The organism is Pseudomonas sp. UYEF17 (genome assembly GCF_040546125.1).
Classification (GTDB): Bacteria; Pseudomonadota; Gammaproteobacteria; order Pseudomonadales; family Pseudomonadaceae; genus Aquipseudomonas; species Aquipseudomonas putida_Z.
Genome location: NZ_JBEPNE010000020.1, coordinates 67,809 through 94,673 on the forward strand (window position 1 = coordinate 67,809; position 26,865 = coordinate 94,673).

A 26,865-nucleotide genomic window follows, 5' to 3' on the forward strand; every position below is an offset into this window, starting at 1 on the left:
AGTACTTCATTCGCCTAATGGCCAGTTTTGCGCCAATTCTTCGCGTGGCAAGAAGGGGTACAAATCCTCAAGTGCGCCAGACTCTGGCTTGCCCTCGGCATTGATACGAGTCATTACCCGCGGAATGCGCGGCTCTTCAACCTGCACCATGACTTCACAGATTACCGGGCCGGTGGCGTCGAGCACCTCACGCAACTGTCCGTCTAGGTCACTATGGCTATCGATATAGGCGTAGCCCACACCATAGGCGGCACACAGTTGGCGTAATTCAGGCAATTGCAAGCCACTATCGGCATCGGCACCCACCAACAACTGGAAGTGGGCGTTCTGTGAAACACGGATCGAGGCATAACCTTGATTGTTGATGACAAAGCATTTGACCGGTAGCTTCTGTGCAGCAAGAGTCGCCAGCTCTTGGATATTCATCTGCAGGCCACCATCACCTTCTACGCACAGGGTCTGGCGCCGTCCGGCCGCTAGGCAGGCACCAATGGCCGAGGGAATACCAAACCCCATGGAACCAGTGCCTCGATTGTGGAAGCAGCGCTGTCCTTTCTTCATACGCAGGTTGAGCAGAAACAATTCGGCAGCAAAGCCTGAGCTTCCGGGCGCGATCACATCACCCTCTGCTAATTGAGCAGAAAGTCGGTCGGTGAAGTAATACATGCTCACACCCTGACTGTCGTCGGTGTGTTCTGGTTGCAGCAGCGGATAGCGCTCGCGCCAAACGGCAATCTGCTGACGCCAACTGGCGTAGTCCGGTAACGGCTCGGCAGCGATGGCCGTATAAAGCGCTTCGATGAAGGGCGCCACATCGGAGACGAGGGAAACATCGATAGACATCTGCAGCTTGGTAAGCTCCGCCGGATCGATGTCTACCACCACTTTTTTCGCAAAAGGAGCGAAGTGTGCATGGTTGTACGCAGTCAGCGCCATGTCCAGACGCGAGCCAAGCACAATCAGCAGGTCGCAGTTCTGCAGCGCAAAGTTGGCCCAACGCGGCGCGATGGAGCCAGGACGGCCACCATACAAGGGGTGCTCGTCTTCAATCAAATCCATCGCCTGCCAAGTTGGCATGACTGGTATTCTCGCGCGCTCTATCAAGCGACGAAACCCATCCACCGCACCGGACATACGAATACCGGCGCCAGCAATAATTCCCGGGCGCTTCGCCGAGCGCAGCAACGCCAGGGTTTTCGCCAACGGTTCGCTTAGGTCGACACCCTCAGCCGAGGCTGGAGGGACGGCGCGGCGCAGTTGCGTCGGATCGACCTGCGCAGCCTGTACATCCAGCGGTACATCAAGCCATACCGGGCCACGACGACCACTGAGGGCCGCATGCTCCAATTCGTCAAAAATTTCGGCAACCGCCTGGGGATCGGTCAGAGTGACTGCACGCTTGGTGATCGAGGTCACCATGGAGACAATGTCAGCCTCCTGAACGCCGAGCATACGCAGATCGGTACCCGTCTTCAGATCTGCACTTTTCACCTGCCCGGAGACGAAGAACACCGGAGTGGAATCGAGCCAAGCCCCGAGCACAGCGGTAATTGCATTGGTGGCGCCAGGGCCACTGGTCGTCATGCAAGCACTGGGCCTTCCTGATAGTTTTCCTGCTGCCTCAGCAGCGATACCGGCAGCCTGCTCGTGCAGACAAAGAATCGGTTCCAAATCAGGATGACGCCCCAGGGCATCATTGAGGTGCATGGCTCCGCCGCCGGGAAGGAAGTAGACCTGAGCAACGCCAAGGCGGGCTAGGCGCTCCATGATGTAGTCGGCTACGCGCATTCGATGTCCTTCTTCATTATCTGTATGTACGATTGGAATCTGGCTACCTACAGGATGAACACCTGGGAAAAGCCGGTTTCAGAAAGAGTTTCTGCAATGGTTTCCGCCTGCCACGACACAGCCACAACCACGGGGATCTGTGAGTGCTGCTCTGCAGCCTGATACAGATCCATGAACGAATAGTCGGTGGCATACTGGGACTCACTCAAGTCTCGCCAGCGGCGATCGATCACCGCCAGGATACTTTGCTTGGACAACGGCCCACCCGATGCCCTGGCGCGAAAGAAATTGTCGCCGAAGCCATACACCAGGATCTTGGGAAACGCTGCAAGGCGTGCCTGCCACTCCCGCGCCCTGTCCCTCTCGCCCTGTCGATAGCGCTCCAACGCCGCGACCAAGGGTGCTTTCAACTCAAGCTTCAGGGGGATTGAAGATGCCTGCCGGGAAGCCAAAATGGCGCATGCCGGATAGAGCTGACCATCCTTGTACTGAAAGTCATGAAAACTGGTCCAATTCAGAAACAGCCCCCAGTCTGTCAGCAGCTTTTCCAGCGATGCCGTGCTGAAGTGGTTAATGTGCAAACGGTCGAAGTAATAGAGATATTCTCTACGAGGGAAATCGGCATAGCGCGTGGCATCGGGCACCTCAATGTACAAAGAGCCGTCCGCCGCCAGCAGCTCTAACACCGAAGAGAAAGCCCCGAGATCGACGACGTGCTCCAGTGTATGGGAAAGAACAATCAGGTCGAAAGCCTGCACCGAATCGTCCAGCTCGCAGTCAAAACTCACACCCTGGTGCCAGCCGACGACCGCGTTGGGGTCAACCCCATGGTAGCTGTGTTGAGGGAAGGCCCTCTGCAGGGTATGCAGCAAGCCCCCGCTGCCGCAGCCGATATCCAGGACCCGTTTCGGAGCGGCCGCGGACAACAGCGGCGACAGGAAGCCAGCCTGGGTGTCGAAGCGGCTCTGTTCCGTCTCACTGGGGTTGATCACCGAAAGCAGGTCGTTGGAGGTCTGCGCGTAGTAGTTCGCATAATTCTCGGCGTCAGCCGGACAAACGAAGGCAAAGTCACAGGCGGCACAGGACGCCACAGCGATTGTTCTGGGCAACCATCTGCGCTCGACCAGTTGCAAGTCCAACAAGCCGTCCGCGGGCGCGGAGCAGATCGGGCAACTGGCTTCTGGCAGCATTGAGCGTGCCATCAGTCACTCCCCTCCAAGCTCATCAGAAAGTCCAACGCCGACCAAAAGCCAGCACCATGATCCTTATGCCCTTGCCAGACTTCAGGAATGAAGCTGACTTCAGGATGTTGGCGAATCTGCGCCCAGGTGGCCGGCCAGTCGATGTCGCCGGTGCCCATGAGCACGCCTTCACCGTTGGTGCCCTTGGCGTCGGCCACGTGCAAGTGCGCCGAGTGCGGCAGCAGCAGCGCCAGTGCGGCTTGGAAGTCGAGGCCGAAGTGGAAGCAGGTCATCTGCAGGTGCGACAGGTCCAGGCACAGGCGCAAGCCGTGCTCGCGGGCCTGGGCTGCCAGTTCATCGGGCATCATGAAAATGTTCTGGTGGCGCTGACCACCGAAGTGCCACGGGAACGGCGCCATGTTCTGCGGAATCAGCTCGGTGCCGGCGAAATCCACCTGCCGGCAGGCTTCATGGTAGCGCTCGTAAAGTTCAGGGCGCATGGCCAGCGGGCGCGGTGCATCGGCAGAGAAACCACCAATGTTGGCAACGATCAGCCGGGCATCGGCTGCGGGGAAGAACTCGCCGATCTGCAGGGTGGCATCGACCACGCGCTGCAGGTTGTCGATGGAACGCTGACGATAAGCCGGGTCGTCCGCAACCAGGTCCAGCAGCTCGCTGTTCTCGAACAGCTCCGGGGCGTGCACCACCAGGCGCGAACACGCCACTTCAGCCAGGAAAGGCTGTGGCTTCAGGCTGAGGTCGCGGTACGACAGGTGGAACTCGAACAGGTCCGGTTCGATACGCCGCTGGTAGTCGCAGAAGTCGTGATAGCGCACCGGCACACCCCAGCGGATTGGCATGTCGAACGCCAGCTTCTGCTCGGTTTGCTGCGCCTGCAGGTCGCTTTCGAACAGGAAGTCGCCCAGGGCGATGTCGCGTTGGGCCGGTTTGCCCAGCAGTTCCGGCAGCCGGTACGGCGGCAGTCCCTGGCCAGGGCTGGCGATGCGCAGCATGCCCTGCTCCAGCACCGTGCCACGGGGGATATCGCGGGCAGCGATCACACTCTTGCCGAGGTTCTCGCGGTTCAGCAGCTCACCCTGGCTGGCATGACGACCGGGCCCTTGCCAGGGCAGCGCCAGATCCAGCTGGCGGATACCGTCCACCAGTTGCCGGAACTCGGTGGGTTCCAGGCTGGCCAGGTGGTCCGGGCCTTCCATGTTGCGGTCCAGGGTAATGTGGCGCTCCACCAGCTTGGCGCCCAGGGCCACTGCACCGAGGGTAATCGCGATACCGCGCTCATGGCCGGAATAGCCGATCAGGCCATGCAACTCTTGCAAGCGGCGCAGGTAGCCCAGTTGGATATCCGCCTCAGGCGCTGGGTAGGCGCTGTTGCAGTGAAGCAGCGCGAAGGGCGTACCCAAGGCGTTGAGTTGCTCGATCGCACGGATGATTTCGTGCTCGAAGGACATGCCGGTGGACAGGATCAGCGGCTTGCCCAGGCTGGCGGCCTTGGCGATCAGGTAGGGGTTGGACAGATCCGCCGAAGCGATCTTCAAGGCCGCCACATCGAATTCCGCCAGGGCATCGACGCTGGGTTCATCCCAAGGGGTGCACAGGTAGGTGATGCCCTTCTGCGCACAGTAGGCGCGCACCTGACGGTGTTCGTCGAGGCTCAGCTCAACCTTGTCGAGCAGGTCCTGGATGTACTCCACGCCAAGGTCTTCGGCACGCGAGCCATCCGCCTTGCGCCGATACAGCGCCTCGCGGTTGCGCAGCTGGAACTTGACGCAGTCAGCGCCCGCCGCAATGGCGGCATCCACCAGTTGCCTGGCCAACGCCAGCGAGCCGTTGTGGTTGTTGCCGACTTCGGCAATGACATAGACGCGCTCGCCACCCAGGGCGATGCCGTCGAGAAGAATCGGGGTCATTGGATTTTTGTCCGCCAGGAAGTTACACCGCAAGTCTCAAAGCGGAAGCCTTGAGTCTGGCAGCCCAGTGCACGCACCGCCTGCACCACGCGCTGGCGATGCTGGGGTTGTACGTAGAACAGGAAGAAGCCACCGCCACCGGCGCCCAGCAGCTTGCCGCCGAGCGCGCCGGCCGCCAACGCCGCCGCGTAGATCTGGTCGAGGTGGCCATGGCTGATTGCCGAGGAAAAGCGCTTTTTCAGGCGCCACGCTTCGTCCATGCACAGGCCGAAATCGCGCAGCTCGCCGCGGATCAGGTAGCGGTGCATACGCCGGCACAGCGCCACGCTGGCGTGAAGCAGGTCCGTTTGCGAGGACTCGGCCTGCATCTCCTCGCGCTGCAGTTCATGCAGGCGGCCAGAGTCGTGAGAAATGCCGGTGTCGCACAACACCAGGCACGACTCCAGCTCATTGCGGGTCGCCTCTTCCAGGCGAATCGGATGCACCAGATTGCGCTGGTTCTCGAACTCGATCAGGTTGAAGCCACCGAAGGCCGAGGCGTACTGATCCTGCCAGCCTCCGGCGATACCGAAGCACAGACGCTCGGCCTGGAACGCCAGTTCAGCGATTTCATAGGTGCTCCAGCGATCTTGGCGCAGTTCGTTGAATGCCGCAATGGTGGCCGTGGTGGCAGCAGAGGAGCCGCCCAGTCCAGAGCCCACCGGGAAATCCGAACGCAGGTAGAGATCGAAGCCATATTGCGGCTTGATCACCGAAACGATGGTCGCCAACAGGCTCTTCTCGCTGGCGGCCAGCAGGTCTGCCAGGGAGTCGTAGTCCTCCTCGCGGCCTAGGTCTTCAGAGAAAATACGAATACCACGGTCGCTACGTGGCACCAGGGTGGCGTGGGCATAAAGCCCGACAGTACAGCTGAGCACCGCTGCCGGGTGGTCGATGAAGAAATAGGTCAGGTCCGCACCGCCACCACAGAAGCTCATGCGCACGGGTGCACGGGCACGCGCCAGCACCGGTACTTCCGGGCTGGCCGCCATCAGGCGGGTATAAACCTCGACCAGGCGCCCCTGCTCGTCCACGGCCGGGATGGCGTTGAAACCAAGGTCGAACGCCTTGAGCAACTCCTCTCGCGATGCACCAGCCTGAACCGAGCGGTAATGGCTGTTCATGCAGGTGGTCACCGGCAGGTCGGTCTGCCCGCCCTGCAACAGGTGGCGACGTACATCGCCGTTGGTTACCACCCCCAGCAGACGGCGGTCGTCGGCAACCACGAAGGCAATCTGCAAGGCGCCCGCCTCGATGCACTTGACCGCATCGAGAATGCTCTGGCGCTCGCCGATGCTGAGGGTCTGCACAAGCAGGCTCATAGCGAAGTATCCGGAAGAAATTCGTGGGTGTAGCGCGCAAGCGATTCTGGCGTGCCGATATCGATGAAGCGCCCGCAGTAGTCGACAACGGTTACGGCCTGTCGCTGGAGCAACTCGGGCAGCAGGTCGTGCTCCATCGAACATGCGCAAACGGGGATGGTGGCGAAGGCCGACGCGGTAAAGGCGTAAACCCCCGCGTTGATCAGGCCTGGCCCCTGCACACCCTTTTCCTGTAGTGCAGCCAGGTGGCCGCTGGCATTCAGCGCCAGGCTGCCATATCGGCTGCGGTCATCGACTCGCGCCGCCAGCACGGCATTGCCTTCGCTAACCAGCATCTGCCGATAACCCTCCGCGTCCACAAAAGTATCGGCATTGAGTACCAGATAGCGTCCGTGGGCAGGCTGCTCGCGCAACGCGTTGAGCAAGGCGCCGCCGGTGCCCAGCGGGGTGTCTTCCACCACCATCGACAGTGGCAGGCCGGATTGACGCGCCAGCTCGGTCAGCTGCTCGGCTACCTGTTCGGCGCGGTAATGCGAGCACAGTACGCCTTCACGGATACCGGCACGGGCCAATTGGCTCAATACACGCGCCAGGAAGGGTTCGCCGTGAACGGGTATCAAGGCCTTCTGCGCGTCGGTGACGCTGCGCAGCCGTGTACCGAAACCGCCACACAGGACATAGGCGCGCATCAGCACAGCCTCTGCAGGTAGGATTCCAGGCAGCGCGCCGCATGCTCCAGATGGTCGTCACTCAAGCCCGGCCACAAGCCGATCCAGAACGTGTCGTTCATGATCTTGTCAGTAACGGGCAGCTTGCCGGAAACCCGGTAGTTCAGCCCCTGCATGTAGGGCTGACGGGTCAGGTTACCGGCAAACAGCAAGCGCGTCCCCACGCCCTGCTCATCCAGGTAGCGCACCAGCTCGACGCGATTGATGCAGCAGCCATCGCGCAAGGTGATCGGGTAGCCGAACCAGGAAGGGTCGCTGTCAGGGGTGGCCTGCGGCAGGATCAGTTTGTCCGCGCAGCCGGCCAGCCGCTCGCTGAGCCAGACAAAGTTGCGTTTGCGCGCGGCCACGAAATCATCCACCCGGTCCATCTGCGCCAACGCACAGGCGGCCTGCATGTCGGTGATCTTCAGGTTGTAGCCCAGGTGCGAGTAGGTGTACTTGTGGTCATAACCTTGCGGCAGGTCACCCATTTGCCAGCAGAAGCGCTTGCTGCAAGTGTTGTCCTCGCCCGGTGCGCAGTAGCAATCGCGGCCCCAGTCGCGGAACGATTCGACAATGCGCTTGAGCAACGGCGAATCGGTAAATACCGCCCCGCCCTCGCCCATGGTGATGTGGTGTGCCGGGTAGAAGCTGAGGGTGCCGATATCACCGAAGGTGCCGACCATGCGACCCTGATAGGTGGAACCCAGAGCGTCGCAGCAGTCTTCGATCAACCACAGGCCGTACTTGTCGCATAAGGCGCGGATCACGCCCAGGTCGAAGGGGTTGCCCAGGGTATGGGCCAGCATGATGGCCTTGGTCTTCGGGCCGATCGCCGCCTCGATCAGCGCCGGGTCGATGTTGTAGGTGCCCATCTCGATATCGACGAACACCGGTACCGCGCCGAACTGCAGGATCGGGTTGACGGTGGTCGGGAAACCGGCGGCAACGCCGATTACCTCATCACCCGGCTTGATCGCCCGGTCGCCAAGGCGTGGCGAAGTCAGCGCGGAAAACGCCAGCAGGTTGGCCGACGAGCCGGAGTTGGTGGTGAGCACGCAGCGACGCCCCAGGTACTTGGCCAGGCGCTTCTCGAACGCCTCGTTGAAGCGCCCGGTCGTAAGCCAGCCATCCAGCACCGCCTCGGTCATCATCTGAAGCTCGCCGGCACCAATGACCTTGCCGGAAGGCGGAACAGTGCTCTGCCCCGCCACGAAAGGCCTCGGCGCCATCTGCAGCTCGGCATAACGCCCGACCAGTTCGGCAATCTCTTGGCGCAACTGCTGCGCCGTACTGTCACTCATGGGTTCCGCCTTGGTGAGCCGCGATCTGCTCGCGGGTAACGATGTTCATGTCACGCCCTGCGTGCCAGGCCAGATGCCAGTCCAGGGTATGTTGCAGGGTGTCATCCAGCGACCAGCGCGGCGCCCAGCCAAGCTGTTGCCGTGCTTTGCTGGAGTCCAGCGCCAGCAGGCCGGCTTCGTGCGGCTGGGCATCGCCGGCAACCGACCAGCGCGCTTCACCTGGCCAGCGCTCAGCAAGACGCTGAACGATATCGCCAACGGTGGTCAGCCCTGCGCTGTCAGGGCCGAAGTTCCAGGCTGTTGCGTGTTTTTCAGCGTCCGTGAGCAAACCCTGCGCCAATTGCAAATAGCCCATCAGCGGGTCGAGTACGTGTTGCCAGGGGCGCGTCGCACCGGGGTAACGCAGGACCACTTCCTGGCCGTCCTGCCAGGCGCGGAAGATATCCGGCAGCAAGCGTTCGGCAGACCAGTCCCCACCACCCAGCACGTTGCCTGCGCGCGCCGTTGCCAGCGCCACGCCAGCGGCGCGCAGGAACGAGTCGCGGTAGCTTGCGCACAGCAGTTCGACACAGGCTTTGCTGCTGCTATAGGGGTCGAAGCCACCCAGGGCATCCTGCTCGCGGTACGGCCAGGGCCACTCGCGGTTCTCGTAGCACTTGTCGGTGGTCACCACCAGCACTGCACGCACCGAAGCCGTGGCGCGCACCGCCTCCAGCAGGTTGAGCGTGCCCATGACGTTGGTGGCGTAGGTGTCGGCTGGCGCCCGGTACGATTCGCGTACCAGCGGTTGCGCCGCCAGATGCAGCACCAGTTCAGGCTGGAAATCCTTCAAGGCACGGGCAAGCGCCGAGGCATCCCGGATATCGGCGAAGTCGCCGGCAACCTGCTGTTGCAGTTGCGCGGCCTGCCACAGCGAGGGCGTGGTCGCAGCAGGCAAGGCGAAGCCGCGCAGCTCGGCGCCAAGCTGCCGCAGCCATACGGCCAGCCAGCCGCCCTTGAAACCGGTATGCCCGGTGAGCAGGACGCGGCGCCCGGCCCAGAATGCCGGGTTCAGCGCCATAGCTGCCATGCTGCGTCGCCGTTTTTCCAGTGTGTTTCAAGCAGCGTGCGATCACGCAGGGTATCCATCGGTTGCCAGAAGCCGCGGTGCAGGTGGCTCATGAGCTGGCCGTCCTCGGCCAGGCGACGCATGGGTTCGTCTTCCCAGGTGGTGGCATCGCCTTCGATGTATTCAAGCACGGCCGGTTCAAGCACGAAAAAGCCACCATTGATCCAGCCGCCGTCACCCGCCGGCTTTTCCTGAAAGCCGCGAACCTGTTCGCCCTGCACATCAAGCGCGCCATAACGCCCCGGCGGCTGCACGGCAGTCACCGTGGCCATCTTGCCGTGCTGGCGATGGAAATCGATCAGCCGCGGAATATCGACGTCGGACACACCGTCGCCGTAAGTCAGGCAAAAGGTGTCATTGCCAACGTAGTCTCGCACACGCTTCAGGCGACCTCCGGTGGCAGTGTTTTCCCCGGTGTCCACCAGCGTCACACGCCAAGGCTCGGCGTGTCGGTTGTGGATGTCCATGCGATTTTCCGCCATGTCGAAAGTCACGTCCGACATGTGCAGGAAGTAGTTGGCGAAGTACTCCTTGATCACATACCCCTTGTAGCCCAGGCAAATGACGAAGTCATTGATTCCATAGTGGGAGTAGATCTTCATGATGTGCCAAATGATCGGCTTGCCGCCTATCTCGATCATGGGCTTGGGGCGCAGGTGGGATTCTTCGCTGATGCGTGTGCCCAGCCCACCAGCCAGAATGACTGCTTTCATTGTGCTCTTCGTCTGCATTGGTCGGAGGGGCGACAGAAAACTGACCCCATGCCCTATGCCCTAAGCAAAGCAAAACGCATGCCTGCTTTATGAAAGCTTTTTAATGGATTGGATTTTGATTCCGGGTTTTTCCATGGGCCCTTTCGTTGATAAACCCGCTCTTATAGAACAACACATGACTTATCGGTTCTGTGAAGCTCTATAGGAGCAGCCTTGCGCTGCGAAGAGGCCGGAACTGCGGAGCTTGCCTGTTGCTTGTGCCGGCCTCTTCGCAGCACAAGGCTGCTCCTACAAAGGACGCGTCAAACGAGCGATATTTGTACTCTACGCGACAATACAGCCCCAAAGGGTTGGGCAATCTCTCACAGGGACAGCACAATGCCTAAGGGGCAGTGATGCACCTGTGGGAGCGGGTTACCCTCGAAAGAGCCAGAACATGCCGACCACCAGGCGTCAATCCTCCGCCTGATCCTCGCCACCTTGCCGGCTCATACCGTACTTGCGCATCTTCTCGACCAGGGTGGTACGACGAATACGCAAACGTTCAGCCGCGCGCGCAACGATACCGTTGGCATCGTCCAGCGCCTGCTGGATCAACCCCTGCTCCAGGCTACCCAGGTAGTCCTTCAGGTCCAGACCTTCAGGTGGCAGCATGGCGTGGTTGCTGAAGTTCGGCGTATGGCCGTTGATCGCCACGCGCTCTTCCAGGTCGCTGCGCAGGCTGTCGACCATCTGCTCGTCTTCGTCATCGACGTATCGGAATTTCTTCGGCAGCTCGGACACGCCAATCACCCCGTACGGGTGCATGATCGCCATGCGCTCGACCAGGTTGGCCAGCTCGCGAACGTTGCCCGGCCAGCCGTGGCGACACAGCGACATGATCGACGCGGAGTTGAAGCGGATGGACCCGCGCTTCTCGTGCTCCATGCGCGAGATCAGTTCGTTCATCAGCAGCGGGATGTCTTCCACCCGCTCACGCAGCGGCGCCATCTCGATGGGGAACACGTTCAGGCGGTAGTACAGGTCTTCGCGGAACGTACCCTCCTCGATCATGGTCTCGAGGTTCTTGTGGGTCGCCGCAATGATGCGCACATCGATGCTCTGGGTCTTGTTGCTGCCCACGCGCTCGAAGGTACGTTCCTGCAGCACGCGCAACAGCTTGACCTGCATCGGCAACGGCATGTCGCCGATTTCGTCGAGGAACAGGGTACCGCCGTTGGCCAGCTCGAAACGCCCGGCACGGCTGGTGATCGCCCCGGTGAAGGCGCCCTTCTCGTGGCCGAACAGTTCGCTTTCCAGCAGCTCGGCCGGGATCGCGCCGCAGTTGACCGGCACGAACGGCGCCTCGCGGCGCTTGGAATGGTAGTGCAGGTTGCGCGCGACCACTTCCTTGCCGGTGCCGGACTCACCCAGGATCAGCACGCTGGCATCGGTATCAGCCACCTGCTGCATCATCTGCCGCACGTGCTGGATGGCACGGCTGGTACCGACCAGGCTGCGGAACAGGTTGGGTTCGCGCTGGCGGCCACGCTCGCGCGCCTGGTCGTACATCTCGCGATAGACCTGGGCACGGTGCAGCGAATCCAGCAGCTGGCTGTAGCTTGGCGGCATTTCCAGGTTGGAAAGCACCCGGCGGCGAAGGTCTTCCGGGAACTCAGCAGAAGAAATTTCACCTAAAAGCAGAACCGGAAGGAACTCATCCCACCCAGTCACTGTCTTAACGAGCCCAAGCACACTGCCCGGGGCATTTACAGTGCCGATAAGCACGCACAGCACTTCGCGACTCGAAGACAACGGCTCGACCACCTGCTGCCAGTCCTGGCTGGAGCAAGCGAGGTTTTCTTCGCCGAGGAAGTTAAGCACCACCGCCAGGTCGCGGCGGCGTGCGCTGTCGTCGTCGATCAGCAGAATCTTGGTTTCACGCCACATGCAATAGCAACTTCCCTAGTCATATCGGCGCCCGAGGGCGTGCTCGACATCATTCCGACTGAATGGTCAGTGTTCGGACGTCTGAAATTCGAAAACAGCCACTAGTAAAGTCAAAAAGGCCCCCATAGTCAAATTTATGGCGCCTTTTGTTAAGTTGTGGGCATCTTAACTGAACAGATGGTAAACCTTCGAAGCATTTTTCGCTTGGTTGATCTGCATCATCTCTTCGGCAATTGCCTGGCGTTCACCGGTTGTCACATCGATCAGACTGCGGTAGACCTGCAACACCCCTTCCAGTTTCTCGCGCAGCAACGCCTGGTCCAGCGCATGGGTTGCCAGCACCTCGTCGATGCACGCACGGCAGGCCACATCCAGCTTGGCGATGGTATCCCAGTCACGTTCGCCCAAGGCGCCGATCAGGGCATCGCAGGTGTCGTCGAGGCGTTGCAGTGCGGTCACGGTATTCTCCTTTCCGTCAGCTGGCGGGCTGGGCATCTGCGATGCCATCCCAACCGCTTTTTACGGTAATCAGCAGCTGGGCGACCTCATCGATGATGCCGACATCGTTGTCGACGTTGGCCTGCATCAAGCGATTGGTCATGTAGACATACAAGGCATCCAGCTTCTCGACGTACTCAGGGTTTTCGCTTTTTTCAGGCGACAAGCCATCGCGCAGACCGATGATGATGTCGATTGCTTTACCGAGCATGAGCCCCTTCTCCGGGATGTCGCCGCGCGCCATGGCACCCTTGGCCTGGGCCATGCGGTCGAGGCCCCCTTCCATGAGCATCTGCACCAGGCGATGGGGCGTTGCTTCGGAAATCTGGGCATGGGAATTGACCTTCTGGTACTGACGAAGGGCTCTCATGGGATTCATCTTGCGACCTCGTGACGGGCAGACTTAAAGGGGTGATATTCCCTGTATCGGGCAGGCGGCGAAAAACTTTACCGACCGATAACATGAAGCCAGGCATCATGCCCGGACTTCATGCAATGTTCACGGATTAATCGTCGCTATTGGCCTTGTTCAGCGCATTGAGCGTGCTCAGCACCGAGTTCTGCTGCTGACGCAACTGAGTGACCAGGGTGTCCATGTTGTTGTACTTGTCCTGCAAGCTCTTCTGCAAGGCTTCCATACGCGCATCCAGGCTTTCCTGCTCGGTCTTGAGCTTGGTCAGGCTCTCGCTCAAGACCTTGGAGCGCTCGGCAAGGGTACCGGTGCTGGCCTTGGCGAACGGCTCAGTGACCTTTTGCAGGCGCGCCAGCATGCCATCCTTGCCATTGAAGATACTGGTCAGATCCGCAGCATTGGTGGCAGCAGCCTTGTCCCACTTCTTGTCGTCCAGACTCAGCGCACCACCATCCTGAGCCGACGTAACACCAAAGGCGGCGAGTGACTTCAATGTGCCATTGCCTGACAACGCATTCATCTCTTCGCGAATGGAGGCCATCATCGTGCGCATCGTGGCATCACCTGTCAGTGCAGCCGCAGTCATGCTGCCATCGGCGTTCTTGGTCACCTTGGTTTCGGCATTGACTACGGCGAGCAACGCATTGTAGGTGTCGATAAAGCCTTTGAGACCTGACTTCAATGCGGTGGTACTGGTGCTGACCGAGAGTATGGTAGCCGTGAGCTCACCACTGGTAGCGTTTTTCGGCGAAGTACTAAGCAGCTTGATATTAAGACCACTAACGGCATCCGTGATGTCGTTGGTCTTGGATTTCATGGCAATGCCATCAAGCGTGTACTCAGCGTCCTGCGGCTTATCGACAACGGTATAACCCGTATCGATGCCCGAGTTGCCCGACAGAGTAATGTCGGAGCCTGTACCCATCTTGGTCGATGTGACGATCAACCGCGAGCCGCTAGCATCCGTCAGCACGTTGGCACTTAGCCCCGATGTGCCGAACTGGCTGTTGATGGAGTCGCGAACCTGCTGCAGGGTGGCACCTGCCGGGACACTCAAATCGTAGGCCTTGCCATCCTGCTTGATGGTCAAGGTGGTCGGGCTTGTACCAGAGTTGACAACCGAGCCTGCCCCACCTGCATAAACCTTGGTCGAAACTTTCGATGCGGTCGCCAGCTTGCTGACCAGCAACGAGAAAGAACCATTGGCCGCGCCGGCCCCCGTAGTGATGGTAGCAACCTTTTCGTCCGAGGACTTAACACTCAGGCCACCGAAGCTATTGCCGTCGGTCATGCTGGTCAAAGCGCCGCGAAAGGCATCCAGAGCCGCCTGAATCTTGCCGATAGAGGACAACGTGGTGGTTGCCTTCAGCGTTTGGGTATTGATCTGAGCCTGCTTCGGCGCCTTCTGCGCGGCCACCAGGGATTCGACGATCGCCTGGGTATCGATGCCCGAGCCAATACCGCTGACTGTTGTACCTGCCATCATTGCTCTCCTTGTTCAGTAGCTGCCGGATCCTTGGCGAAAATATCCATCAAAAAATCGACAGCAACAAAAATCATGCCAGCCTATGCCTGACCGTCAAACAGCAGGCTGCCGGCTTCGCTGAGGCTTTGCGCAAGCTTCAGTGCGGTTTCCGACGGAAGCTGGCGAATTACCTCACCCGATTCGGTAGCGATCACTTTGACCACGACCCGACCGGTGGAATCATCAATGGAAAAATCCAACTGACGTTGGCTCGACTGGACGAAATCGCGAATCTCGCCGACCGCTTTTTCCAAGTCTTCACGCGAGTGTGGCTGGTTATCGGGGGCTACGGCCTCCTGCATCTTGGCAGGCACCACCGGCTCCCGATCAGCGACTGGCGCCGGGGGCAACACAGAGGGATACACCTGGCTCAGCTTGACACTCATGTCCATGTTTCGAACTCCTCAAGTCAAAAAGGGTGAAAGGGCACGTAAACGCACCCTTTCACCCTTTACTCAGGCGCCTGAATTACTGGAGCAGTTTCAGGACCGAGGATGGCAGCTGGTTAGCCTGCGACAGGATCGCGGTGGAAGCCTGCTGCAGGGTCTGCTGCTTGGTCAGTTCGGCAGTTTCCGAAGCGAAGTCCACGTCCTGCACGGTGGAGCGGGCAGCGGTGGAGTTCTTCTGGATGTTCTGCAGGTTGTCGACGGTGGTTTGCAGACGGTTCTGGGTAGCACCCAGGCCCGAACGGACGCTGTCGATCGAGCCGATGGCTTTGTCGATAACGGCCAGAGCGTTCTGGGCGTTGGTGGCATCCGTTACATCGGTGTTTGCGATAGTTGTTTTAGTCGAAGTTGCAGCTGTGCCAGTAGCAACAAACAGACCAGTTACACCAGCACCGTTCAACGCATACCCCTTGGCGGAGTCCAGATTGACTGCACCGGTAGCGATAAGGCCGTTAGCTACAGCGACCCCAGCGCCATAGGTACCGGCACCGTTTTTGGTGGCCACGGTGATGGAGCCAGCGTTAGTGGCGGCACTGAAGGCAATGTTTTCGCCAGTATCGGATTTGACCGACAGCTCACCCTTGCTCTCGTCGTAGTTGACGCTGATACCCAATTTGGCAGCATTGGATTTCAACTGGTCCGCCAGGTTGGCAGTGTCAGTAACACCGATGAACTGTACGTTCTGGCCACCAACGGTCATGGTGAAGGTAGCAGGAGTAGCTGCTGCACCCGAACCGACGGTGAATTTGGCTTCGGTGCTGGCAGTAGCAGTCAGACCACCAATAGCGCCATTCATCTGCTTGGCGATATCCTTGGCAGAAGCTTGAGCGGCAATGTTGATGTTTGCGGTTTGGCCGTTACCAGTGATCGCCACGGCACCACCGGTAACACCCGAAGTGCTAGGAGCAACGCCGACGCTCTTCACTTGCTGCGAACCAATGTTGCTGGCAGCTACGTTTTCCAGGGTCAGGTTGATGGTTTCGTTGGCGTTGGCGCCGACCTGGATGGCCTTGGTGCCGTACGAACCGTCCAGCAGTTTCTGCCCACCGAAGGTGGTGGTGGTGGAGATACGGTTCAACTCGGCGGTCAGAGCCTGGTACTCGTCGTTGTTCGACTTACGGTCATCGGCGCTCAGGGAGCCAGTAGCCGAGGACAGCGCCAGGGTACGCATTTTCTGCAGGATGTCGGTCGAAGCCTGCATTGCACCTTCAGCGGTCTGGGCAATGGAGATACCGTCGTTGGCGTTCTTCACTGCCTGGCCCAGGCCGTTAATCTGGCTGGTCAGACGGTTGGCGATCTGCAGGCCTGCAGCGTCGTCTTTAGCGCTGTTGATACGCAGACCCGAGGACAGACGCTGCATCGAAGTGGTCTGGGCGTTGCTGGCCTTGGTCAGGTTGCCCTGAGTGGTGATCGACGCAATGTTGGTGTTAACGGTTAACGGCATGACGAAATCCTCGTTGGATGGGTACTGCGGCTTCCGGCCTTGGCAACCGCCGGATTGGCCTAGAGAACCTTCGTAATAGTTATCGTCGGGTGCGCAGGTTGCTTGAGGGTCTTTTTGAAAAAAAAATGCTGGCATGGGGCCAGCCCTGAGAAATCAAGGGGTTAAGGGCGATTTATTGGCGTCAAAAACCGTTCAAGAGCAGGCTAAATGCCATCTCCCAGCAGCACTACCCTCCCCGTGTGGGAGCGGGTTTACCCGCGAAGAAAGCGACGCGGTGGCTGGCACTGGCTTCGCCGGTGTTCGCGGGTGAACCCGCTCCCACAGGGAGTGGCGCAGGCTTTCAGGTTTTTGAGCTGGACAGTTGCCTCACAGAGCCTGAAGTGGGGCGAGACATTTTTTTCAGGTATGAAAAAAGCGCCGGGCGGTGGCCGCCGGGCGCTTTTTTTGAACTGCTGGGGATCAGTCGCGATACAGGATGGCCGAACCCCACGACAAGCCCACGCCAAAGCCGCTGATCGCCACACGCTTCCAGCTGCCGTCGAGCATGTGCTTCTGGAGCAGCAGCGGCACGCTGGACGACACGGTGTTGCCGGTTTCCAGCATGTCCTTGACGAACTTCTCCGGGTGGTCCTCTTCAAAACGCCGGGCCACGGCATCGACAATCGCCGCACTGCCCTGGTGGATGCAGAAGGCGTCGATATCCGACGACTTCAGACCACTGGCATCCAGCAGTTCGTGCAGGTGCGCCGGCACCTTGACCAGGGCAAAGTTGAACACCTGGCGGCCGTTCATGAAGAACTTGCCATCGCTGACCTTCAGGTGCTCGGCACCGGAACCATCGGTGCCGAAGCGCGCCTGGCCAAGGTTCCAGACCGCGTTCTCACCCATCCAGGTGGCCGTGGCGGCATCACCGAACAGCATGGTGGTGTTGCGGTCTTCCGGGTCGACGATCTTCGAATACGGGTCGGCGGTGATCAGCAGGCCGTTCTTCAGCCCCGCCGCTTCCATGAAGCCCTTGATGGCGTACAAGCCGTAGACGTAGCCGGAGCAGCCCAGCGACACGTCGAACGCCGCCACGCGGGTGGACAGGCCAAGCTTGCTCTGGACGATGGCGGCAGTGTGCGGCAGGCCTTCTTCGTCACCGTTCTGGGTGACCACGATCAGCGCATCGATCGATTGCGGGTCGAGGTCGGGGTTGCTGGCGAACAGCGCCTGGGCGGCTTCCACGCACAGGTCGGAGGTTTCCTGTTCGGCAGCCTTGCGCGGCAGGAACGATGCGCCGATCTTGCCGAACATGAACTCTTCGTCCTTGCCGAACTTCGCACCCTGGACGTAGTTGTCCAGACCAGCGGTGGGCACGTAACTCGCGATGCTTTTGATGCCAATCATTCTGGCTTCCCAATGAAAACAGCCAAAGACCACCACTCGATGAATTGAGGGCGCCAAATACCGGAGCGTCACCTGAAGGCAGTGTTCGCCTGCGCACCGGTAACAAAATGCTGCAACAGCTGTTGCATAGAATACAGGGAAGATGACCGTTTTGACTCATTGGTCACATTGAAATGCTACGAAAGCCGTGGCGAGGGTGTGCGGACTGGGGTTTTCGCAGACAGGAAAAAGCCGGGGCCGCTTTGCGCCCCTTCGCGGGCACGCCCACTCCCACAGGCTTGGCATGAGCGTGAGGCCCATGCAGTTCCTGTGGGAGCGGGCGCGCCGCGAAGGGCTGCAAAGCAGCCCCATCTTTTCAAACGGCCGATCAGAGCTTGTTGAACAGGCTCAGCTGGGAAATGCGCGAGAACGCCAGTTGCGAGGCCTCGAGCATTGCCTGTTGCAAGGTCAGGGTGATGGCCGCCTGGGACATGTCGGTGTTGCCGATGGCGTTCTGGGTGGTCTTGTTGGCCAGGCCGAGGCTGGTGTTTTCCTGACGCTGGATCTCCAGCGAATTGCCTCGGGCACCGATCGAACCACGGGTGATGTCGACCTGTTCACGGGCACTGGCCAGGTTGGCGATCGCCGAAGCCACAGAATCCTTCAACGCATTGGCCTGGCCAGCACCAGTCACCGGTGTGTCCAACGCCGCGCGCAGCTGACTGATGGTTTCCAGCACATTCTGGTTCTGATGGGTGTTGGCCGTGACCGCGAACTGGTCACCTGCCTGCGGCGAACCGGAGACTTGGTAGGTCACACCCGCCACCGTCAACGCCGGCGCAGTGAAGGTGCCCGTGGCCACCGGTTTGCTGTCGGCTGTCATCGGCTGAGCGTAGAACTCGTAGCTGCCCGGTCCGGTGAACTTGATCACCGCACCATTGCTAGGGAAGGTGCTGCGATACGCGGCCTGGTCGGTCACGGTGCTGCTGGTGACCTGGGCGCTGGAGGTGTTGCCGGCGCTGCGGGTGGTGTTGAACGAGTCCGGGCGCGCCTCGAGAGAAAACTCACGCCCCGCCACGGCGGCATCGGCATCGGCGCCCTCCTCCAGGGTGACGGTGATTTCGAATTCCACGCCACGCAAGGCAATGCGGTTGGCACCTTCGGTCTTGCTGTCGAAGGTCCCGTTGGTGGGGGTTTCAGCGGTGACGTCGTTGCCATTGGCGTCGGTGATGACGTACTGGGTCGCGCTGGTGAAGGTCAGCTTGTACGGCTGGCCCGCAGTGAAGCTGTTGTTGTAGCGGCTGCTTGAGGTCATCAGGCCTGGCGACACCCCGACCACGCCATCGTCGGTGGCCGGCACCAGCAGCGTCGACTGGGTGCGGCTCTTGTTGCTGGCCGAATCGAAGATGGTGAAACCGGTGTCGTTGGTCGCCAGGTTCAGGGTGTCGGACACCTGCAGGCTCAACTGGGTCTGGTCACCGTGGTAGCTGTAGGTGCCGTCGGAGTTGCGCACATAGGGTGGCGAGGTGCTCTTGGAGCCGCCGAACATGTAGTCGCCATTGGCATCGCGCGAGTTGAGCAGGCCGAAAATGTTCGCCTCGATCTCTTTCAGCTCGGTGCTGATGGCCACGCGGTCAGAATCGGTAACCCCGGCGCCACCGGCGCGGATTGCCAGTTCACTGGCACGCTGCATGGCATCGTTGATGGTGGAGAGCACGCTCTCCTCCTGCAGCAGGGCATTGCTCACCGTATTGATGTTGCTGCCGTACTGATCCAGCAGCGACTGCTGCTGCTGCAGCAGCAACAGGCGCGCAGCGCCGACCGGGTCATCGGCCGCAGTCTGGATGCGGATACCCGACGTCACCTGATCGTTGGTCTTGTTCATGCTGGAGAAGTTCTTGGAGTAGCTATTGGCGCTGGACTCATAGAACTGAGCAGTGGAAATACGCACGAGAGTCTACTCCTTACAAGGCATTGATCAGGGTGCTGAAGGTTTCTTGCGCCGCCTTGATGATCTGCGACGACGCCGTGTAGTAATGCTGGAACTTCACCAGGCTGGCCGCCTCGTCATCCAGGTTCACCCCGGACACCGCGCTGCGGCTTTCGCTAGCGGATTTGAGCACCGCCTGGGTCGCCGTGGTGTCGATGGAGGCCTGGTTGGCCTTGGCCCCCACACGCTCGACCAGCGAGGCATAGGCCGAGGTGAAGCTGGTACCGCCACCGGAGCCGGTATTCACCGTCGATTTGGTCTGCAGGCCCAGCAACGCCGTGGCGTTGCGGTTATCGGCCTTGCCGTCGGCATTGAACGACAGAGTGAAGCTGTCGTTGGCCGCTGGGCTGCCACCGATGGTGGTCTCGACCGCAAAGGTGCGTGGGTTGCCACTGCCATCGAGAATCGGGTTACCACTGGCATCGCGCATCGGCACGGCCACCGACAGCTTGTTGTCCGTACCTGGCACCACGCTGCCGGTGCCTATCTGGGTGCCTTTGGCATCGTACAGCTTGTAACCCTGGGAGCCCCCGCTGGCGGCGTCGAACACCACGCGTACCGGCATCGAGTCCCGTATCGCCTGCTGCACCAGCGCGGTATCGGCACCGCCATAGATGTCCAGCGATTCGCCCAGCGTTGGCTGGGTGATGGTACCGGTGCCGCTGTTGCCGCTGCCCGCCGCGGCACTGATCGGCCCGGCGAAGGCCAGCTTGTTGGCATCGGTGAGGGTGGTGGTGATGCTGCCAGCTGCCGAACGGGTGGGGATCACCTTGAAGCTGTCCCCTGCCGCCAGGCCGCCGCCATTCAGCGACAGGCTGAAGCCATCGATCACCGGTGCCGGGTCGGCGCTGAGGTCGAAGGTGCCCATGTCGGTACCGTCGGAGCGGCGCACGCTGTACTGGTTGGCGCTGGTGAACTTCACCTCGTAGTCGTAGGTGGTCAGCTTGCCACTGTCGGCAATGGTCACGTTGAGGTTACCAGAGCCGGAGCTGTTGTTCGACGAGGCCAGGCTGCGCTGGGCAATGGCGGTAGCGCTGTTGATGCTGGAGAAAAGAGAGCTGCCGAACTGACCATTGGCATCCAGGCCCTGGCCCAGCTGGCTGTTGATGCTGTCGGCGACCACCAGGGCAACGCGGCCCAACTCGTTCATCGACGGCGTCAGCACATCCTGGCGATAGCGCAAAAGGCCGCCGATGGTGCCACCGGTGATCACCGAGGTCACATCGGAGCTGAACGATTCATAATTGATGCGCAGGCTGGCCTGGCTCTTGTCGGCGGTACCCGGCTGTACCGACAGGGTGTTGGCCTTGTTGCCGGTGACCAGCGACTGGCCACTGCCCAGGTAGACGTCGTAGTTGCCGTCACGCTCCTGCACCGTTACACCGACCAGCTCGTTGAGCTGGCGCACGGCTTCGCTGCGTGCGTCCAGCAGGCTGTTGGGCGTGTTGCCGGTGCCGCTGGCCGCGGCGATCTGCTTGTTGTATTCGGCGATGCTGCCGGTGAGCTTGTTGACCTGCCCCGCCAGCGTATCGAGCTGGGAATTGATCACCTCGTTCTGCTGGTTCAGCTGCGTGGACACCGCGTTGAAGCGGTTGCTCAAGGTCTGCGCCTGGGTCAGCAGCAGCTGCCGCGAGGCGACGTCACCGGGCTTGGCCGCTGCGGTCTGCAGGGCCGAGAAGAATGCGGTAAGGACCGAGCTGATACCGGTGTCGCGGTCGGCCAGCAGCTTGTCGACGCTGGTGATCTGGTCCTGGAAGGCGACCGAGTCGGCCTGCAGCGAGGTGGCGGTCTGCAGCTGGTTGTCCAGGTAGGCACTATAGATGCGGCGCACATCCGACAGCGTGGTACCGGTCCCCAGGAACCCCGCACCGATATTGTGCGAAGGGCCCGCTGCCTGAATCGTCTGCTGCCGCGAATAGCCACTGGTAGCGGCGTTGGCGATGTTGTTACTGGTTACCGACAATGCCGCCTGGCTGGCACTCAGGCCACTCAGGCCGATGGAAATCAGGCTCGACATGATTTAGTCCTTTTATAGATTCGTGGTTCTGCCAGCCATGGCGTATTGCGGGGTTGCTTGCATTTGCCGGGCGATGCTGATGATTTTTTTCGCATAGCCCGGGTCGGTCGCATAACCTGCCTTTTGCAGCTCTCTTGCAAACTGCTCAGGGTTATCGGCCGAATTCAGGGCATCTTGATAGCGGGAATTGCTCTGCAACAGGCTTACCAGGTCGTGGAAGCTGTCCTGATACGAGTCGTAGCTGCGGAATGCCGCCGTTTCCTTGACGAACTGGCCGTCACGGAACTCGCTGGTGATCGCCCGCGCCTGCTCGCCCTGCCAGTTGCCGGTGGCCTTGATGCCAAACAGGTTGTGGCTGCTGCTGCCATCGGTATTGCGCATCACCGATTTGCCCCAGCCGGTTTCCAGGGCGGCCTGGGCCACCAGGTAGCGCGGGTCGATACCAATGCGTTTGGCAGCCTGCTCGGCCATCGGCAGCATGGTGGCGACGAATTCGTCACTGTCGGCAAAGGCCTTGTTCGGGGCCAGTGGCGGTTGGGCCACGGCGCGGCCAAGTATGCGCAGGCCGTTGTCCGGCACGGCGAAGGCCTTGGCCACTTGCTGGCCGTCACGGGCCGGTACGGCAGCGCTATTGGTAGTCGCCGCCGACGGCACGATACCAGCCAGCAGGCGGTCGGTGAGCTTGCTCGGCAGTGCCAATCGTCGCGCATTGAGCGCGGCAACATCGTTGCGGCCAGACGCCGAATCAGCGGCATGCACCGGCTCCGCCACCTTGCTGCCCCACAATGCCGGGCCACCGGCCTCGGCCCGTGGGAACGGGCTGGTGTTGATGGACGCACTGCGGCCCTTGGTCAGCTGGCGCACCAGCACGTCCTGCAGGCCGATACCCCCACCTTCGCGGGACATGCTCACGGCCAGCTGCTGGTCGTACATGTCGCGGTACTGTTTCACCGTTTCGGTGTTCATCGGGTTGTCGTCGGCCAGCACGTCACTGGCCTTGCGCGAGGCCTTGAGCATTTCGCTGATGAACAGCGACTCGAACTCCTGGGCCACCTTGCGCACGTTGGCTTCGCTGTCGCGGTCGCCAACCTTCAGCGAGCTGAGGCGGTTGAGGTCGGTGTAGGCGCCGCTGTCGACGCTGCCGGAAACCAGGCTTTTGCTGTTCATCCGCGCCGTCCTCAGATCACGATCAGGTCGGCCTGCAAGGCGCCGGCCTGTTTCAGGGCTTCGAGAATGGCCATCAGGTCGCTGGGCGCTGCGCCCACCTGGTTCACCGCACGGACGATTTCATCCAGCGTGGTGCCCGGGCCGAACTTGAACATCGGCTTGGCTTCCTGCTCGGCGTTGACCCGCGAGCGCGGCACCACGGCGGTCTGGCCATTGGAGAACGGCCCCGGCTGGCTGACGATCGGGTCTTCGGTAATGGTCACGGTCAGGCTGCCGTGGGTCACCGCGGCCGGCGACACCTTGACGTTCTGGCCGATGACGATGGTGCCGGTGCGCGAGTTGATGATGACCTTGGCGACTGCCTGGCCTGGGTCGATCTCGAGGTTCTCGAGGATCGACAGGTAGTCCACGCGCTGGTTCGGGTCCATCGGCGCAGTGACCCGCACCGAACCGCCGTCCACGGCCTGGGCCACGCCTGGGCCGAGCAGGTCGTTGACCTTGTCGACGATGCGTTTGGCAGTGGTGAAGTCGGGGCGGTTGAGGTTCAGGGTCAGGCTGTTGCCCTGGTTGAAGCCGCTCGGCACTGCACGCTCGACGGTAGCGCCGCCTGGGATACGACCGGCCGACGGAACGTTGACGGTGATCTTCGAACCGTCACGGCCCTCGGCATCGAAGCCGCCCACCACCAGGTTACCCTGGGCCACGGCATAGACGTTGCCATCGATACCCTTGAGCGGGGTCATCAGCAGGCTGCCGCCGCGCAGGCTCTTGGAGTTGCCGATCGAGGACACGGTAATGTCCACCACCTGGCCTGGCTTGGCGAACGCCGGCAGGTCGGCATGCACCGACACTGCCGCAACGTTTTTCAACTGCACGTTGCCGGAGCCGGCCGGCACCTTGATGCCGAACTGCGACAGCATGTTGTTGAAGGTCTGCAGGGTGAACGGCGTCTGGGTGGTCTGGTCACCCGTGCCATTGAGCCCCACCACCAGGCCGTAACCGATCAGCTGGTTGGAGCGCACGCCAGAAATGCTGGCGATGTCCTTCAGGCGCTCGGCCTGGGCGCCGAAGGCACAGGACAGTAGCAGGGTTGCGGCAATCAGCTGCCTCACGTTGAACATGGTCATCCGTACTCAGAAAGGCCAAAGCGGGCTGATGAAGAAGCGGTCCAGCCACCCGGGCTGGCTGGCATCGGCGAACGAGCCGGTACCGGAATAGGTGATGCGCGCGTCGGCCACGCGAGTGGACGGCACGGTGTTGTCGGTGGCGATGTCGTCGGCGCGGATCATGCCGGCAATGCGCACCAGCTCTTCGCCGGTGTTCAGGGTCAGCCACTTCTCGCCGCGCACGGCGATGATGCCGTTGGGCAGCACTTCGGCCACGGTCACGGTGATGGAACCGGTCAGGGTGTTGCCCTGAGTGGCCTTGCTGTCGCCCTTGGTGGCGCGCTCGCCGCTGTAGCCGGCCTCCAGCGACAGGTCACCACTGCCGAACGGGTTGTTGGTGTTCGGCGTAGTGCCGAACAACGATGTCAGGCCGATGTTGGCGTTGCTGTTTTTCTGGATCTGCGAGCCGGCGTTCTTGCTGGCCGATGTGCGCTCGTTGAGGGTGATGGTGATGATGTCACCCACCCGGAACGCCTTGCGGTCGCTGTACAGGTTCTGCTCGAAACCGGCCTGGTAGATCGAACCGTTGTTGGCCGCTGCCGGCAACGGGGTGCGCGGCAGTACCGGCGCGTAGTACGGGTCGTTGGGCTTGGGCGTCGGCGCGACGCAACCTGCCAGCAACACCGCCCCCCCCAGGGCGAAAACGGACAACAGACGATTCATGACGCTTACCTCACGGGTGCAACGGAGTGACGGGGTTAGAGCTGCCTGCTTCAGAGCTGTTGAGTAACGAACGACAGCATCTGGTCAGCGGTGGAAATGACCTTGGAGTTCATCTCGTAGGCACGCTGGGTGGTGATCATGTTCACCAACTCTTCCACGGTGCTGACGTTGGAGTTTTCCAGGGTCTGCTGCAGGGTGGTGCCGAAACCGTTCAGGCCCGGGGTGCCGACTTGCGGCGCGCCACTGGCGGCGGTTTCGAGGAACAGGTTGTCGCCAATCGCCTGCAGGCCGGCCGGGTTGATGAAGTCGGCGGTCTGGATGTTGCCGATCACCTGCGCAGCCGGGTTGCCGGCGGTGGTGATCGACACGGTGCCGTCCTGGCCAACGGTGAAGGTCTGCGCGTCGTTTGGCACGACGATGGCAGGCTCCAGCGCGTAACCGTTGGCGGTGACGATCTGGCCGTCGGAGTTCAGGTGGAAGGTACCGTCACGGGTGTACGAAACCGTGCCGTCCGGCTGCAGGATCTGGAAGAAGCCACGGCCGTTGACCGCCATGTCCAGCGGGTTTTCGGTGGTCTGCAGGCTGCCGGCGACGAAGCTTTTCTGGGTGCCGACGATACGCACACCGGTACCGACCTGCAGGCCCGAGGGCAGCTCGCTGTCCTGGGTCGACTGGGCGCCGGGCTGACGGCGGATCTGGTACAGCAGGTCCTGGAACTCGGCGCGGTCACGTTTGAAACCGGTGGTCGAGACGTTGGCCAGGTTATTGGAAATGACCGTCAGGTTGGTGTCCTGGGCGGACAGGCCGGTTTTAGCGACCCAAAGAGCCGGAAGCATGTTGATTCTCCTCGTGCGCCTGTTTTACGGCACCCGTTCAAAAGTGATTAGCCGATTTGCAAAACCCGAGCCATGGCTTCATCGCCTTCCTTGGCCGTGTTCATCATCTTGACGTGCAGCTCGAACTGACGGGACAGCGCCAGCACCGAGGTCATTTCCTCGACGGCATTGACGTTGCTGCCTTCCAGGAAGCCCGACACCACCCGCACGTTGACGTCGGCGTCGGCCGGCTGGCCGTCGCGGGTATGGATCAACCCATCCAGCCCCTTGGTCATGCCTTTGGTGTCCGGGTTGACCAGCTTGATGCGGTCGACCTCGGCCATCACCCGCGGGTCTTCACCCATGGAGCGAATGCTGATGGTGCCGTCGGCGCCCACTTCCACCTTCTGCTCCGGCGGAATGGCGATCGGGCCGCCGTTGCCGATTACCGGCATGCCGTTGCCGGCACGCAGTACGCCAAGAGCGTCGATGTTCAGGCTGCCGGTACGCACGTAGGCTTCGCTGCCATCGGGCGCCTGCACGGCAATGAAGCCTTTGCCGGTCACCGCCACATCCAGGTCGCGGCCGGTCTCGACCATCGGGCCCTCACTGAAGTCGGTGGCCGGGCGCTCGGTCATGGCAAAGGCGCGCGACGGAAAGCTGTCGCCGAACACCGGCATCGAACGTGCCTGCTCCAGGTCACGCTGAAAACCGTTGGTGGAAATGTTCGCCAGGTTGTTGGCGTGGGCCTTCTGCGCCAGCGCGTTCTGGCTGGCGCCGGTCATGGCCACATAAAGCAGTTTGTCCACAGCATCTCCTCTGCGCGTAGCTGCCGCGCTGTCACTGGGCAGGTTCAAAGCAATAATCGAACCAAGTCTGAAAGCCCTTGTTTACGGGGGTTTCAGCGTGGTGACGAGCATAAAACGTCAGTTTGTCGGCGGATGTTTGCCGCCTGCGGCAAGGGTTTGCTCAGAAGGTGCGGCAAGCGGCGTTGTTGTAGGGGCCGGAATGGCGCACCCAGCCCTCGCCCGGGCTGCTGGCCGAGCACATGTAGCGACCGGTGGCCAGGCTTTGCCATTGGTAGAACGGGGCGGGAGCGGCCGCGAGCGGCAGGGCCATGGCCAGCAGGGCTGTGAGCATTAGCCGTTTCATGAGCGTGAACCTTCAAGATTTCAGGGCCGCCTTTGGGCCCATCGCAGGCAAGCCAGCGCAGAGAACAAATATCGCTCGTCTGACGCGCCCTTTGTAGGAGCAGCCTTGTGCTGCGAAGAGGCCGGTACAAGCAACAGACAGGCTTTGTCAGTACCGGCCTCTTCGCAGCACAAGGCTGCTCCT

At 61.1% G+C, this 26,865-nt stretch carries 23 protein-coding genes; all 23 read right to left on the reverse strand.

The genetic code is table 11. The features are described from left to right. Positions 1 to 6: 6 nt before the first annotated feature. Positions 7 to 1,788 (reverse strand): thiamine pyrophosphate-binding protein, encoded by a 1,782-nt coding sequence (locus tag ABIB24_RS23045; protein WP_354317294.1) that lies wholly within the window; start codon positions 1,786 to 1,788, stop codon positions 7 to 9. Positions 1,789 to 1,835: 47 nt separating this feature from the next. Further along, on the reverse strand, positions 1,836 to 2,990 hold the full coding sequence (locus ABIB24_RS23050) for a class I SAM-dependent methyltransferase (RefSeq protein ID WP_354317295.1): 1,155 nt from the start codon (positions 2,988 to 2,990) through the stop codon (positions 1,836 to 1,838). After that, on the reverse strand, positions 2,990 to 4,897 hold the full coding sequence (locus tag ABIB24_RS23055) for an N-acetylneuraminate synthase family protein (protein ID WP_354317296.1): 1,908 nt from the start codon (positions 4,895 to 4,897) through the stop codon (positions 2,990 to 2,992). Before ABIB24_RS23055 ends, ABIB24_RS23050 begins: the two co-directional genes overlap by 1 nt. Then, the gene (locus ABIB24_RS23060) at positions 4,894 to 6,258 is read right to left on the reverse strand and encodes a GHMP family kinase ATP-binding protein (protein WP_354317297.1); all 1,365 of its coding nucleotides are present in this window, start codon (positions 6,256 to 6,258) and stop codon (positions 4,894 to 4,896) included. The genes ABIB24_RS23055 and ABIB24_RS23060 overlap by 4 nt, the downstream gene beginning before the upstream one ends. After that, positions 6,255 to 6,947, reverse strand: coding sequence for a sugar phosphate nucleotidyltransferase (locus tag ABIB24_RS23065; protein ID WP_354317298.1), 693 nt, complete (start codon positions 6,945 to 6,947; stop codon positions 6,255 to 6,257). The genes ABIB24_RS23060 and ABIB24_RS23065 overlap by 4 nt, the downstream gene beginning before the upstream one ends. Continuing rightward, positions 6,947 to 8,269: a lipopolysaccharide biosynthesis protein RfbH gene (rfbH, locus tag ABIB24_RS23070; protein WP_354317299.1), complete on the reverse strand. Its 1,323-nt coding sequence runs from the start codon at positions 8,267 to 8,269 to the stop codon at positions 6,947 to 6,949. Before rfbH ends, ABIB24_RS23065 begins: the two co-directional genes overlap by 1 nt. After that, entirely contained in the window at positions 8,262 to 9,329 is a 1,068-nt protein-coding gene (gene rfbG / locus ABIB24_RS23075) for a CDP-glucose 4,6-dehydratase (RefSeq protein WP_354317309.1), read from the reverse strand. The genes rfbH and rfbG overlap by 8 nt, the downstream gene beginning before the upstream one ends. After that, positions 9,320 to 10,090 (reverse strand): glucose-1-phosphate cytidylyltransferase, encoded by a 771-nt coding sequence (gene rfbF, locus ABIB24_RS23080; RefSeq protein WP_289331770.1) that lies wholly within the window; start codon positions 10,088 to 10,090, stop codon positions 9,320 to 9,322. The genes rfbG and rfbF overlap by 10 nt, the downstream gene beginning before the upstream one ends. A gap of 453 nt (positions 10,091 to 10,543) precedes the next feature. Next, a complete protein-coding gene (fleQ, locus tag ABIB24_RS23085; RefSeq protein WP_123083735.1) occupies positions 10,544 to 12,019 on the reverse strand; it encodes a transcriptional regulator FleQ in 1,476 nt (491 codons plus the stop codon). A gap of 165 nt (positions 12,020 to 12,184) precedes the next feature. Continuing rightward, positions 12,185 to 12,514 (reverse strand): flagellar protein FliT, encoded by a 330-nt coding sequence (gene fliT / locus ABIB24_RS23090; RefSeq protein ID WP_354317301.1) that lies wholly within the window; start codon positions 12,512 to 12,514, stop codon positions 12,185 to 12,187. Next, entirely contained in the window at positions 12,495 to 12,896 is a 402-nt protein-coding gene (gene fliS / locus ABIB24_RS23095) for a flagellar export chaperone FliS (protein WP_354317302.1), read from the reverse strand. The genes fliT and fliS overlap by 20 nt, the downstream gene beginning before the upstream one ends. A gap of 127 nt (positions 12,897 to 13,023) precedes the next feature. After that, positions 13,024 to 14,412, reverse strand: a complete 1,389-nt coding sequence (fliD, locus tag ABIB24_RS23100; protein ID WP_061304370.1) for a flagellar filament capping protein FliD — start codon at positions 14,410 to 14,412, stop codon at positions 13,024 to 13,026. An 83-nt stretch (positions 14,413 to 14,495) separates the two neighbouring features. After that, entirely contained in the window at positions 14,496 to 14,846 is a 351-nt protein-coding gene (locus tag ABIB24_RS23105; protein WP_354317303.1) for a flagellar protein FlaG, read from the reverse strand. 76 nt (positions 14,847 to 14,922) lie between these two features. After that, entirely contained in the window at positions 14,923 to 16,344 is a 1,422-nt protein-coding gene (locus ABIB24_RS23110) for a flagellin N-terminal helical domain-containing protein (protein ID WP_354317304.1), read from the reverse strand. A gap of 459 nt (positions 16,345 to 16,803) precedes the next feature. Beyond that, the gene (locus ABIB24_RS23115; RefSeq protein ID WP_025340093.1) at positions 16,804 to 17,733 is read right to left on the reverse strand and encodes a ketoacyl-ACP synthase III; all 930 of its coding nucleotides are present in this window, start codon (positions 17,731 to 17,733) and stop codon (positions 16,804 to 16,806) included. A 367-nt stretch (positions 17,734 to 18,100) separates the two neighbouring features. Next, positions 18,101 to 19,663, reverse strand: a complete 1,563-nt coding sequence (locus tag ABIB24_RS23120) for a flagellar hook-associated protein 3 (RefSeq protein ID WP_354317305.1) — start codon at positions 19,661 to 19,663, stop codon at positions 18,101 to 18,103. Between the two features lie 13 nt (positions 19,664 to 19,676). Further along, a complete protein-coding gene (flgK, locus tag ABIB24_RS23125) occupies positions 19,677 to 21,719 on the reverse strand; it encodes a flagellar hook-associated protein FlgK (protein ID WP_354317306.1) in 2,043 nt (680 codons plus the stop codon). Positions 21,720 to 21,731: 12 nt separating this feature from the next. Next, the gene (gene flgJ / locus ABIB24_RS23130; RefSeq protein WP_289514613.1) at positions 21,732 to 22,886 is read right to left on the reverse strand and encodes a flagellar assembly peptidoglycan hydrolase FlgJ; all 1,155 of its coding nucleotides are present in this window, start codon (positions 22,884 to 22,886) and stop codon (positions 21,732 to 21,734) included. An 11-nt stretch (positions 22,887 to 22,897) separates the two neighbouring features. After that, the gene (locus tag ABIB24_RS23135) at positions 22,898 to 24,007 is read right to left on the reverse strand and encodes a flagellar basal body P-ring protein FlgI (protein WP_434739001.1); all 1,110 of its coding nucleotides are present in this window, start codon (positions 24,005 to 24,007) and stop codon (positions 22,898 to 22,900) included. Between the two features lie 12 nt (positions 24,008 to 24,019). Continuing rightward, positions 24,020 to 24,715 carry a flagellar basal body L-ring protein FlgH gene (gene flgH / locus ABIB24_RS23140; RefSeq protein WP_015271238.1) on the reverse strand — a complete coding sequence of 232 codons (696 nt, stop codon included), beginning with the start codon at positions 24,713 to 24,715 and terminating at the stop codon, positions 24,020 to 24,022. A gap of 50 nt (positions 24,716 to 24,765) precedes the next feature. Continuing rightward, a complete protein-coding gene (gene flgG, locus ABIB24_RS23145) occupies positions 24,766 to 25,551 on the reverse strand; it encodes a flagellar basal-body rod protein FlgG (protein WP_013973621.1) in 786 nt (261 codons plus the stop codon). Positions 25,552 to 25,598: 47 nt separating this feature from the next. After that, positions 25,599 to 26,339, reverse strand: a complete 741-nt coding sequence (flgF, locus tag ABIB24_RS23150) for a flagellar basal-body rod protein FlgF (protein WP_025340097.1) — start codon at positions 26,337 to 26,339, stop codon at positions 25,599 to 25,601. 160 nt (positions 26,340 to 26,499) lie between these two features. Then, positions 26,500 to 26,670 (reverse strand): hypothetical protein, encoded by a 171-nt coding sequence (locus ABIB24_RS23155; protein ID WP_371106056.1) that lies wholly within the window; start codon positions 26,668 to 26,670, stop codon positions 26,500 to 26,502. Between the last annotated feature and the right edge of the window lie 195 nt (positions 26,671 to 26,865).

Coding starts and splice junctions, on each gene's coding strand:
- ABIB24_RS23045 (WP_354317294.1), bottom strand. CDS start 1,788: ATGCGCGTAGCCGACTACATCATGGAGCGCCTAGCCCGCCTTGGCGTT.
- ABIB24_RS23050 (WP_354317295.1), bottom strand. CDS start 2,990: ATGGCACGCTCAATGCTGCCAGAAGCCAGTTGCCCGATCTGCTCCGCG.
- ABIB24_RS23055 (WP_354317296.1), bottom strand. CDS start 4,897: ATGACCCCGATTCTTCTCGACGGCATCGCCCTGGGTGGCGAGCGCGTC.
- ABIB24_RS23060 (WP_354317297.1), bottom strand. CDS start 6,258: ATGAGCCTGCTTGTGCAGACCCTCAGCATCGGCGAGCGCCAGAGCATT.
- ABIB24_RS23065 (WP_354317298.1), bottom strand. CDS start 6,947: ATGCGCGCCTATGTCCTGTGTGGCGGTTTCGGTACACGGCTGCGCAGC.
- rfbH (WP_354317299.1), bottom strand. CDS start 8,269: ATGAGTGACAGTACGGCGCAGCAGTTGCGCCAAGAGATTGCCGAACTG.
- rfbG (WP_354317309.1), bottom strand. CDS start 9,329: ATGGCGCTGAACCCGGCATTCTGGGCCGGGCGCCGCGTCCTGCTCACC.
- rfbF (WP_289331770.1), bottom strand. CDS start 10,090: ATGAAAGCAGTCATTCTGGCTGGTGGGCTGGGCACACGCATCAGCGAA.
- fleQ (WP_123083735.1), bottom strand. CDS start 12,019: ATGTGGCGTGAAACCAAGATTCTGCTGATCGACGACGACAGCGCACGC.
- fliT (WP_354317301.1), bottom strand. CDS start 12,514: ATGCCCAGCCCGCCAGCTGACGGAAAGGAGAATACCGTGACCGCACTG.
- fliS (WP_354317302.1), bottom strand. CDS start 12,896: ATGAATCCCATGAGAGCCCTTCGTCAGTACCAGAAGGTCAATTCCCAT.
- fliD (WP_061304370.1), bottom strand. CDS start 14,412: ATGGCAGGTACAACAGTCAGCGGTATTGGCTCGGGCATCGATACCCAG.
- ABIB24_RS23105 (WP_354317303.1), bottom strand. CDS start 14,846: ATGGACATGAGTGTCAAGCTGAGCCAGGTGTATCCCTCTGTGTTGCCC.
- ABIB24_RS23110 (WP_354317304.1), bottom strand. CDS start 16,344: ATGCCGTTAACCGTTAACACCAACATTGCGTCGATCACCACTCAGGGC.
- ABIB24_RS23115 (WP_025340093.1), bottom strand. CDS start 17,733: ATGATTGGCATCAAAAGCATCGCGAGTTACGTGCCCACCGCTGGTCTG.
- flgK (WP_354317306.1), bottom strand. CDS start 21,719: ATGTCGAGCCTGATTTCCATCGGCCTGAGTGGCCTGAGTGCCAGCCAG.
- flgJ (WP_289514613.1), bottom strand. CDS start 22,886: ATGAACAGCAAAAGCCTGGTTTCCGGCAGCGTCGACAGCGGCGCCTAC.
- ABIB24_RS23135 (WP_434739001.1), bottom strand. CDS start 24,007: ATGTTCAACGTGAGGCAGCTGATTGCCGCAACCCTGCTACTGTCCTGT.
- flgH (WP_015271238.1), bottom strand. CDS start 24,715: ATGAATCGTCTGTTGTCCGTTTTCGCCCTGGGGGGGGCGGTGTTGCTG.
- flgG (WP_013973621.1), bottom strand. CDS start 25,551: ATGCTTCCGGCTCTTTGGGTCGCTAAAACCGGCCTGTCCGCCCAGGAC.
- ABIB24_RS23155 (WP_371106056.1), bottom strand. CDS start 26,670: ATGCTCACAGCCCTGCTGGCCATGGCCCTGCCGCTCGCGGCCGCTCCC.